Source organism: Microcystis sp. 49638_E5 (assembly GCF_021300285.1).
Taxonomy (GTDB): Bacteria; Cyanobacteriota; Cyanobacteriia; order Cyanobacteriales; family Microcystaceae; genus Microcystis; species Microcystis aeruginosa_C.
On the sequence record NZ_JAJTDH010000105.1, the window covers coordinates 1 to 9,653 of the forward strand.

The window sequence follows — 9,653 nt, forward strand, 5'->3', positions numbered from 1 at the left end:
CTGTAGAGCGACCATAAGACCAGAACAGAGTAAATCTGTTAAGGCAGGTGCGAAAAATCCTTCGGGAAAGAAGCAGAAACCTAAATCGTGAGGTTTGGGAATCACCGTCCGTTTTACGGCGGCGAGGATGTCAATATTAGTTGTTTTTTTTCGAGATCGAGCTAGACTTAATTAACCTGTTAAGTAGTTGGACAAAAGTAAAGTTAACTGTGGGGTAAGGAGTCGGTCGTCAGGAGTCGGTCGTCAGTAAGAATTGCGGCAATTTACATTTCTTAAGATAGACAACAGAATTTATGTCCGACTACTTACACAATCAATTCTAGAGCTTGCCAACGGCTAATAGAGTCAATTTTGGCCGCTAACTGGTTCCCGTGTCAATCGACTTTTTTTTATTAGCGGCGAAATCGATTTGACCACGTTTAGGATCATTGTCATCATCTCTAGACAACCAGCTATTGTTCTGACGTTGCCCAAAACCAGAGACTTCCTACCCCACCATTAAGATAACTGCTAGATTAGCTGACCAATGTTGTTTAGCTGTTAATTTTTGTAAAAAAAACATCGTCTGTATCCTATTGTACAGCTAGACTAAAAATAGCTAGAAAAAGCAGTTAGATCGGCAAGAGGGAAAAGGTAAAAACCCTGGCTGGAAGATGAAGGGTAAATAGGCAAATAATCCTGAATTACCGCTCTAAAGTTGGCTTTACCGACGGCGAAAGACCAGACTAATCAGGCAAATATCGTCAAATAAACTAATCAATATAGCTTCTTAGGTGTCTGGGAGTGAAAAGGACAGATAACGAAGTTTTTCTAGTTTCTATAACTGCACTAATCAGAGACCTAGAACTTACCTCTAAACCGACAACTAAATTATCAGGAGAATTGGGGTTATGCCGACTCTACACACGCTGACCAATGATAGTATCTCTTGTCCCCTGCCCGATCGCGTGGAGAACGTCAATTTCCACTACGAATTAGAAAATCAATTTCATCCCACCTACGGCCTCGAAAACCTAGGCATGAAAAATCTCGGTCGCGTTTATCGCAATCTTTCCGTACCGCAATTAGTCGAACAGGCGATCGAACGTCATGAGGGCGTTTTAGCCGATAATGGGGCTTTAGTGGTGGAAACGGGTAAATATACCGGTCGTTCCCCCAAAGATAAATTCATTGTCAAAGAAGCCAATAGCGAAAAGGAAATCGACTGGAATCAGCATAATGCCCCGATTAGCGAGGAAAAATTCCAGCAGTTATACCGAAAAGTCCTCGCCTATGTACAGGGAAAAGACCTATATATCTTCGATGGTTACGTCGGGTCCGATCCTAATTATCGCTTTGGCGTGCGCGTTGTCACCGAAATCGCCTATCATAACCTCTTTGCCCATCAGTTATTCCTCCGGCCCAGTGCGATCGAACTAGCTGCCCATCAAACTGATTTTACCGTGATTGCCCTGCCGGGGTTACAGGGAGATCCCGAGGATGACGACCTGAACAGCGAAGCCTTTATCGTCCTCAACCTGGCAAAAAAAATCGTTCTCATCGGTGGCACTCGCTACGCTGGCGAAATCAAAAAATCCGTCTTCTCGATGATGAACTACCTGATGACCAAACAAGGGGTTTTACCGATGCACGGTGCCGCTAACATGGATAAACACGGTCATACGGCCCTCTTTTTCGGTCTCTCCGGTACGGGTAAAACCACCCTTTCCGCCGATCCTAAACGCAGCCTCATCGGTGATGATGAACACGGTTGGTCAGAAGACGGCATTTTTAACTTTGAAGGCGGTTGTTATGCTAAAACCATCCGTTTAAGTGCCGAATACGAACCCCAAATCTGGGCAGCGATTCAATTTGGCACTATTCTCGAAAACGTGATCCTTTCCCCCGATAATCGCCTTCCCGACTACGATGATGGACGTTTGACCGAAAACACCCGCGCCGCCTATCCCCTGCGTTATATCCCTAATTGTGCCGTATCTGGCATGGGAACCCACCCAAAAACTATTATCTTCTTAACTGCCGATGCTTTTGGGGTACTGCCACCAATCGCCAAATTAACCACGAACCAGGCGATGTATCATTTCCTCTCCGGTTATACTAGCAAATTAGCGGGAACGGAACGGGGAATCACCGCCCCACAGGTGACTTTTTCCAGTTGTTTCGGTCAATGTTTCTTCCCTCTGTCCCCCCTCGTCTATGCCCAAATGTTAGGGCAACGTTTAGAACAACACCCCGAAACCTCGGTTTATCTGATTAATACCGGTTGGTCCGGCGGTCCCTACGGAGTCGGCGATCGCATTTCGATCAAACACACCCGCGCTATGGTTTCCGCCGCTTTAAATGGCGATTTAGAGGAAGTAGTTTTCCATCCTCATCCCATCTTTCAAGTTCTCGTCCCCGAAATTGTCCCAGGAGTTCCCAAAAAAATCCTCGACCCGCGACAAGCATGGCAAGATGGCGAATCCTACGACCTACAGGCGCGAGAATTGGCCCATCGTTTCGTGGAAAATTTCCGTCAATTTACCACTGCCTCCCAAGAAATAATTGCAGCCGGTCCAATTTGGGAATAACAGCATCAAGGAATCGGTTTTAACGAAGGCAGTATTCAGTATTCAGTATTCAGTATTGAGTATTCAGGAGTCAGTATTCAGGAGTCAGGAGATTATTTTTATTTATTCTCCAGGCTCCAGGCTCCGGTACTTCCTACACCCTTCTATTGCCCATAGCTTGTCCGGCGAGATAACCAGTGGTCCAAGCGCTTTGAAAATTAAATCCCCCCGTGACTGCATCGATATCTAATACCTCCCCGGCAAAATATAACCCCGGACAGATTTTACTTTCCATAGTTTTAAAATCCACTTCCTGAAGATTCACTCCCCCAGAGGTGACAAATTCCTCCTTAAACACCCCTTTTCCTTTGATTTGATATTCCCCTTGCTGTAATTCAGTCATTAATCGATTGAGAGTATTTTTAGATAATTCGGCCCAGGGAGTTTCCGCGTTAACAGTCAAGTAACTTAATAAACTCTGCCAAAGACGCTTAGGTAACTGCTCAAAGGGACAATAATTAAAAAGTTTTCTTTTGGGATATTCACTTTTAGTTTGTAAGATAATTTCTCGCAATTTTTCAGGATGATAATCCCCCAACCAATTAATGATTAAAGGCATTCGGTAATGATGCTCGTGAAGTACCCGCGCTCCCCAAGCAGAGAGTTTTAGGATAGCAGGTCCACTGACTCCCCAATGGGTAATTAACAAAGGTCCGATTTGTTCTAATTTACTTCCCCCAAGACGAACTCGCACTTTATCCACAGTAACCCCTAACAAATCTTTCAGACGAGGATCGGCAATTTGAAAGGTAAATAAAGAAGGGACAGGAGAGACTAGAGAATGACCTAAATCTTGAGCGGTGCGATAACCAAAAGGACTACTTCCCGTAGCAATTAAAAGCTTATCTGCCCTAATTTGCTCATCTCTTTTTAATTCAATTAAAAAACTTTCTTCCTGTTTTTTAACCGATTTAACTGGGGAATTTAGCCTTAAATTAACCCCAGCAAAAGTCGCACTTTCCCGCAGACAATTAACAATAGTTTCAGAATTATCGGTGCTGGGAAACATTCGTCCATCCGCTTCTGTTTTTAGTTTTACCCCCCGCAATTCAAACCATTTAATAGTATCTTGGGGTTGAAAACGACTAAAAGCTCCCCGTAGTGCTTTGCCACCGCGAGGATAATAATTAACCAATTGGGAAACGTCAAAACAATGATGGGTGACATTACAGCGTCCCCCTCCCGAAATCCGCACTTTCGCCAGAGGTTCTTTTGCCGCTTCTAGGATAGTAACGCCAGCTTTTGGGTTAAATTCTGCCGCTTTAATTGCGCCAAAAAATCCCGCTGCCCCGCCACCAATTACGACTATTTGAGTCATATATCAAGGAAAAAGTTAAGTTTAAACCGACAAAAATCGCTGAATGACTTCTTGACTTAATTCACTTGTGAAACCGGAAGCAACAATTCCCCCTTTCTGCATGGCGTAATATCGATCAGCTTGGCGGACAAAATGCAGGTGTTGTTCTACTAATAAAACGGCGATTCCTTTGCTGGCAACAATACGCCGCACTGCCGCTTCAATTTCGAGGATAATTGACGGTTGAATTCCCTCCGTGGGTTCATCTAAAATTAATAATTTTGGTTCCCCCACTAAGGCGCGAGCGATGGCTAATTGCTGTTGTTGTCCACCGCTTAAATCTCCTCCCATCCGCGATAACATGGTTTTTAAAACGGGAAATAAATCAAAGATTTCTTCGGGAATTGTGGCATTTTTTCTCCTTGTGGGTAAAGCTTCCAAACCGAGAATTAAATTCTCTTTTACCGTTAAACGGGGAATAATATCCCTACCCTGCGGCACATAACCCAGTCCTAATCTGGCTCTTTGATCTGAGGTTTTATTAATCAGGTTTTGTTGCTCATAATTAATTGCTCCCGCTCGCGGTTTGAGAATCCCCATCAAGGTTTTTAATAGGGTAGTTTTACCCACGCCATTACGTCCGATTAAACAGACCATTTCTCCCGCATTAATGTTAAGATCAACATCTCTTAAAATATGACTTTCTCCGTAGTAAACATTGAGATCAGATATGTGTAACATTGTCAACCCTTTTTAACTAATTTTAATCCTTTAACTTTTTATTCTTCCGAGGAACCTAGATAAACTTCAATAACTTTCGGATCATTTTGAATTTGCTCCATATTCCCCTCACATAGAACAGTTCCTTGGTGTAAAACCGTGACTTTGCGGGCAATTTGCCGGACAAATTCCATATCGTGTTCAATGACAATAATTGAATGACTTTCCGCTAGATTTAACAACAAATTACCCACGTTTTCCGTTTCCTCATCGGTTAATCCTGCTACGGGTTCATCTACTAGCAGTAAATCTGGTGACTGGGCCACTAATTGACCAATTTCTAAGCGTTGTTTTTCGCCGTGGGAAAGTAAAGAAGCGGATAAATCAGCTTTAGCAGTTAACCCGATAGTTTCCAATAAACCAATAACTTTTCTGCTATCTTCTAGGGGAGGACGACCGAAAAGAGTTGAGAAAACATTTTTATTGCGATTACTAACTAAATCGAGATTTTCTCGGACAGTTAGATTTAAATATACCCTAGGAGTTTGAAATTTGCGACCAATACCTAAACGAGCGATCGCATATTCAGGAATTTTGCGGAGATCTCGACCTTTAAATAATACCCGTCCGATGGTGGGTTGCACTTTCCCCGTAATCACATCTAAAAAAGTGGTTTTTCCCGCACCATTGGGACCGATAATCACCCGTAATTCTCCCGTATCCATACTGAAATTAAGATTATTGAGAGCTTTAAAACCCCCAAAACTAACGGTAAGATTCTCGATTTCTAAGATTTTTCCAGTCATAATTTCTAAGAGGGAATTGGTAATTATGAATTATGAATTATGAATTATGAATTGGGGAGCAGGGTGTAGGGTGTAGGGTGTGGGAAGAATAAATAAAAATAATCTCCTGACTCCTGACGACACACTCCTGACGACCGACTCCTGACTCGGAGAATACTAACAGAATAAGGTCACTTATGCTCTAATTCTTCTCTTTCCAATTGCACTTCCGGAGCTTCCTCAATACTAGGATAGGTGATTAAAGTTTTGCGGAAACCAAAATGAGTCAGCAAACGTTTAATTCCACCGAGAAGACCATCGGGAAGCACTGTCACCACAATTAGGAATAGGGCCCCTTGGAAAAATACCCAGACTTCCGGAAATTGTTCGCTTAAAAAAGTTTGGGCCATGCGTACTAATAAAGTACCGACAACTGCCCCCACAAGGGTAGCACGTCCCCCCACAGCCACCCAAATCACCATTTCAATGGAAAAAGCCACATCCATAGAGTTAGGAGTGATAATTCCCGTTTGCACCGTATAAAGAGCGCCGGCAACACCAGCAATCGCCCCAGAAATGGCAAAAACTAACACCTTAAACCAAGTAGGATCATAACCGGAAAAACGGACACGCACCTCATCATCGCGAATGGCGACTAACAAGCGCCCAAATCTGCCCGTAGTTAACCAACGACAGAGCAGATAAATAGCCAGTAAACAGACAATTGTGAGTAAATAAAAGGCCACTTGAACGGCATCGGAACCCACCAGCAACCCGAAAATTGTTTGGGTATCGGTTTTTAAGCCATTAGTGCCGTTAATTAACTTTTGTTGGCCGTTAAAAAAGTTAAAAAATACCAGTAAAGCCGCTTGGGTCAAAATCGAGAAATAAACCCCTTTAATGCGATTGCGGAAGATTAAATAACCTAATAATCCCGCCATGATCGCCGGTACGATAATTAGGGCTATAATTGTCAAAGGTAGGGAATAAAAAGGTTGCCAAACAAAAGGTAATTCTGTCACCCCGTAGAGGGTAAAAAATTCGGGCAGTTGTCCCGGTGGTAACTGAAGATTTAGGTACATGGCCAAAGCGTAACCACCGAGGGCAAAAAAGATGCCATGACCAAGACTTAATAAACCCGTATAACCCCAGATTAAATCTATCCCCAAAGCGACAATAGCGAGGGAAAGAAATCGCCCCAATAAACGCAAACGGAAAGCCGACAAAGCTAAGGGCAGTAACACCGCAAAGATGACCACTAAACCAACAATAACAGCGATTTCCGTGATTAACTTTTTCTTTTCCCGTTGTCGGGATTCGTTTCTAGTGATGGTTTCGGTAATCATAATCTATAACTCGGCAGTACGTCCTTTAGGAGGAAAAATTCCCGCAGGTTTGAATTGCAAGAAAGCAATAATTAAAGCAAAAATCATCACTTTTGCCATGCTAGTGGTGGAGAAAAAGGTGAAGAAATCCGTTAGGGGTTTTAGTGCTTCTACGGAACCAAAAATCAGGGCAAAAGTTCCCGAACCAATTAAATAATTAGCCACACCGATGGCCATAGCTGCGATAATAGTTCCCAGGAGATTACCCACTCCCCCCACCACCACTACCATGAAGGTATCAACGATATAATTTTGTCCCACGTTTGGACCGACGGAACCCAAAAAACTAATCGCACAACCGGCAACTCCAGCTAATCCCGAACCGAGGGCAAAAGTCAAAGCATCCACTTGATTTGTCGGAATGCCTAAACAGGCACTCATCTGGCGATTTTGGGTGACGGCACGAATGCGTAAACCCCAAGAAGATTTATTTAAAAACCAATAGGTTCCTAACAAACAAAGGGCAGTCAAAATGATAATAAATAGACGGGTGTAGGGCATTTGAAACCCGGGTAAAGGTAAACCTCCCCGTAACCAAGCAGGAGCCGTGACATCGACGTTTCTGGCACTAAACCAGGGTCGAGCGAGAACCGGATTAAAAGATAAAAGATAGCCTAATAATCCAGCGATAGCTAGGGATAAAGGCAGGGTGACACCGATAGCTAAATTGCGAATTCTCTCCCAATCTAGGCGACGACTTAACAGCGTCATCGCCCCAAAAAATAACAGACAGAAAACTATTAAACTAATTACTAATAAGCCGTTGACACTTCTGACAAATTGCTGCAGAATTAAGCTAACTCCCCAAGTGGCCAGCAGCGTTTCTAGGGGTCTGCCATAGAGGAACCTAATCACCCCCCTTTCTAATAATAATCCCGCCAATCCCGACACTAAAAAAGCGATCGGTAGGGCGAATAAAACATAAGTATCAAAGAGGGGAGAACCGAAACCTTTAAAGATATTCTGCACCACAAAAGTACTGTAGGCCCCTAACATCATTAACTCACCGTGAGCGAGATTAATCACCCCCATCAGTCCAAAGACAATCGCTAGTCCTAAAGCGGCCAGCAATAGCACAGAACCGATGCTAATACCATTAAACAATCCTTCCAATAATGCTGACACTTTTCGTTATTCCTGTGCATTTTTAAGCTTTAAAAAGTGGGGTGAACAGTAATGCCCACCTCACTCTCGTTACTGTCTGGAAAAATTCCTAAAACTAGGATTTTTCCATTTTGAATTTACCGCCCTTGGCCGGATCCGTCCAGTCACAGGCAAAGCCCTTAGTTTCGGGGACAAATTGGTTCCAAGGTTGCGGATCCACTACCCCCGGAGTTGACCAAACGATGTCAAATAGACCATCATCTCTCACCTGACCAATGCGGACGGTTTTGGAGATATGATGATTGGGGAACATTTCCACCGGTCCTTCGGGAGCATCGAATTTTTGTCCCACGGCCGCGGCGCGAACTTTGTCGAGATCATCGGCGGTTGCCGCTTGTTCTACCGCTTGCTTCCAGAGATAGACCATGATGTAGGCCGCCTCCATCGGGTCGTTAGTGACGCGCTCCTGACCGAATTTAGCTCGAAAAGCCTCAACAAATTTTTTGTTAGCGGGGGTATCTACGGTTTGGAAATAGTTCCAACAAGCGTACTGACCGAGGAGATATTCCTTACCGATTTGTTTAACTTCTTCCTCAGCAACACTCACCGACATGACCGGATATTTATCGGGAGTTAAACCGGCCGCTTGCAGTTGTTTAAAGAAAGCCACGTTACTGTCACCGTTGAGGGTGTTGAAAATAACGCCACCATCGGGTAAAGCTTGCTTAATTTTGGTGATAATCGGGGTAACTTCCGTGTTACCTAGGGGTAGGTAGTCTTCGCCCACGGTTTCGCCGCCTTTCGCCTTTAACTGCTCTTTAATAATCGTGTTGGCGGTGCGGGGAAAAACGTAGTCGGAACCGACGAGGAAGAATTTTTTCCCTTTATTTTCCAGCAACCAAGTCACTGCCGGCTCGATCTGTTGGTTGGGGGCAGCACCAGTGTAGAAGATATTTCTAGAACACTCTTGACCCTCGTACTGGACGGGATACCAGAGCATATGGTTTTTGGCTTCAAACACGGGTAAAACCGCCTTACGACTGGCGGAAGTCCAACAACCGAAGACAGTCGCAACTTTGTCCTGATCGATCAGTTTGGTGGCTTTTTCGGCAAAAGTTGGCCAATCGGAAGCGCCATCTTCCACCACTGCCTCGATCTGTTTACCAAGAACACCGCCGGCGGCATTGATTTCCTCGATCGCCAGTTTTTCCGCATCAACTACGCTGGTTTCACTGATGGCCATGGTGCCACTGAGGGAGTGCAGAATACCCACCTTAATCGTCTCTCCAGAAGCTGGGGCGGGACTAGCAGCTGGGCTAGGACTAGCCGTGGGGGTTTGGTTTTGGCCACCGCAAGCTTTTAACAGAATACTGGTTCCCAAAGCGGCAGAACCGTACAGGAGAAATTTACGTCGTCCTAAATTTGACATGATGATCTTGAACTAACCTCGCTGACAATATTAGCTACTTCACACGGATGTTTTTGCTGAGGAGATTTTCGGGAATCCTTCTACAAATATCTGTGTGATATTACGGCTAGGTTAGCAGATTTTTTGTGATTTTCGCTACTTTTTGGATATTTTTTGTAGTTTTAGCTACTTTTTCAGGAAAAATTAATTATTTTTCTGGAATTTGCCTCAGTTTTTTAGCTATCAGGAGCCGGGAGACAGGAGGCAGGAGTCGGGAGACAGGAGTCAGGAGATAGGAGATTATTTCTATTTATTCTTCCGACACCCCACACCCCACACCCTACA

General features: G+C 44.1%; 7 protein-coding genes. 1 reads left to right on the forward strand and 6 read right to left on the reverse strand.

The window, feature by feature from the left end; all coding sequences use genetic code 11:
- The first annotated feature begins 890 nt into the window (after window positions 1-890).
- Window positions 891-2,570 (forward strand): phosphoenolpyruvate carboxykinase (ATP), encoded by a 1,680-nt coding sequence (gene pckA / locus LW728_RS20175; protein ID WP_287767906.1) that lies wholly within the window; start codon window positions 891-893, stop codon window positions 2,568-2,570.
- 133 nt (window positions 2,571-2,703) lie between these two features.
- Here the strand turns inward: pckA and LW728_RS20180 are convergent, their stop codons facing one another.
- The 6 genes from LW728_RS20180 to urtA all read right to left on the reverse strand — a co-directional run bounded on the left by LW728_RS20180 (window position 2,704) and on the right by urtA (window position 9,329).
- A complete protein-coding gene (locus LW728_RS20180) occupies window positions 2,704-3,927 on the reverse strand; it encodes a BaiN/RdsA family NAD(P)/FAD-dependent oxidoreductase (RefSeq protein ID WP_287767909.1) in 1,224 nt (407 codons plus the stop codon).
- A gap of 21 nt (window positions 3,928-3,948) precedes the next feature.
- The gene (gene urtE, locus LW728_RS20185) at window positions 3,949-4,647 is read right to left on the reverse strand and encodes an urea ABC transporter ATP-binding subunit UrtE (protein WP_002800729.1); all 699 of its coding nucleotides are present in this window, start codon (window positions 4,645-4,647) and stop codon (window positions 3,949-3,951) included.
- A gap of 38 nt (window positions 4,648-4,685) precedes the next feature.
- Complete coding sequence (gene urtD, locus LW728_RS20190; RefSeq protein ID WP_002732385.1) at window positions 4,686-5,432, reverse strand: urea ABC transporter ATP-binding protein UrtD; 747 nt, start codon at window positions 5,430-5,432, stop codon at window positions 4,686-4,688.
- Window positions 5,433-5,602: 170 nt separating this feature from the next.
- Window positions 5,603-6,757: an urea ABC transporter permease subunit UrtC gene (gene urtC, locus LW728_RS20195; RefSeq protein ID WP_106908142.1), complete on the reverse strand. Its 1,155-nt coding sequence runs from the start codon at window positions 6,755-6,757 to the stop codon at window positions 5,603-5,605.
- 3 nt (window positions 6,758-6,760) lie between these two features.
- Window positions 6,761-7,921, reverse strand: a complete 1,161-nt coding sequence (locus LW728_RS20200; protein WP_287666349.1) for an ABC transporter permease subunit — start codon at window positions 7,919-7,921, stop codon at window positions 6,761-6,763.
- A 94-nt stretch (window positions 7,922-8,015) separates the two neighbouring features.
- Window positions 8,016-9,329 (reverse strand): urea ABC transporter substrate-binding protein, encoded by a 1,314-nt coding sequence (gene urtA / locus LW728_RS20205; RefSeq protein WP_287767912.1) that lies wholly within the window; start codon window positions 9,327-9,329, stop codon window positions 8,016-8,018.
- Window positions 9,330-9,653: the final 324 nt, after the last annotated feature.

Coding starts and splice junctions, on each gene's coding strand:
- urtD (WP_002732385.1), bottom strand. CDS start 5,432: ATGACTGGAAAAATCTTAGAAATCGAGAATCTTACCGTTAGTTTTGGG.
- urtC (WP_106908142.1), bottom strand. CDS start 6,757: ATGATTACCGAAACCATCACTAGAAACGAATCCCGACAACGGGAAAAG.
- urtE (WP_002800729.1), bottom strand. CDS start 4,647: ATGTTACACATATCTGATCTCAATGTTTACTACGGAGAAAGTCATATT.
- LW728_RS20180 (WP_287767909.1), bottom strand. CDS start 3,927: ATGACTCAAATAGTCGTAATTGGTGGCGGGGCAGCGGGATTTTTTGGC.
- urtA (WP_287767912.1), bottom strand. CDS start 9,329: ATGTCAAATTTAGGACGACGTAAATTTCTCCTGTACGGTTCTGCCGCT.
- pckA (WP_287767906.1), top strand. CDS start 891: ATGCCGACTCTACACACGCTGACCAATGATAGTATCTCTTGTCCCCTG.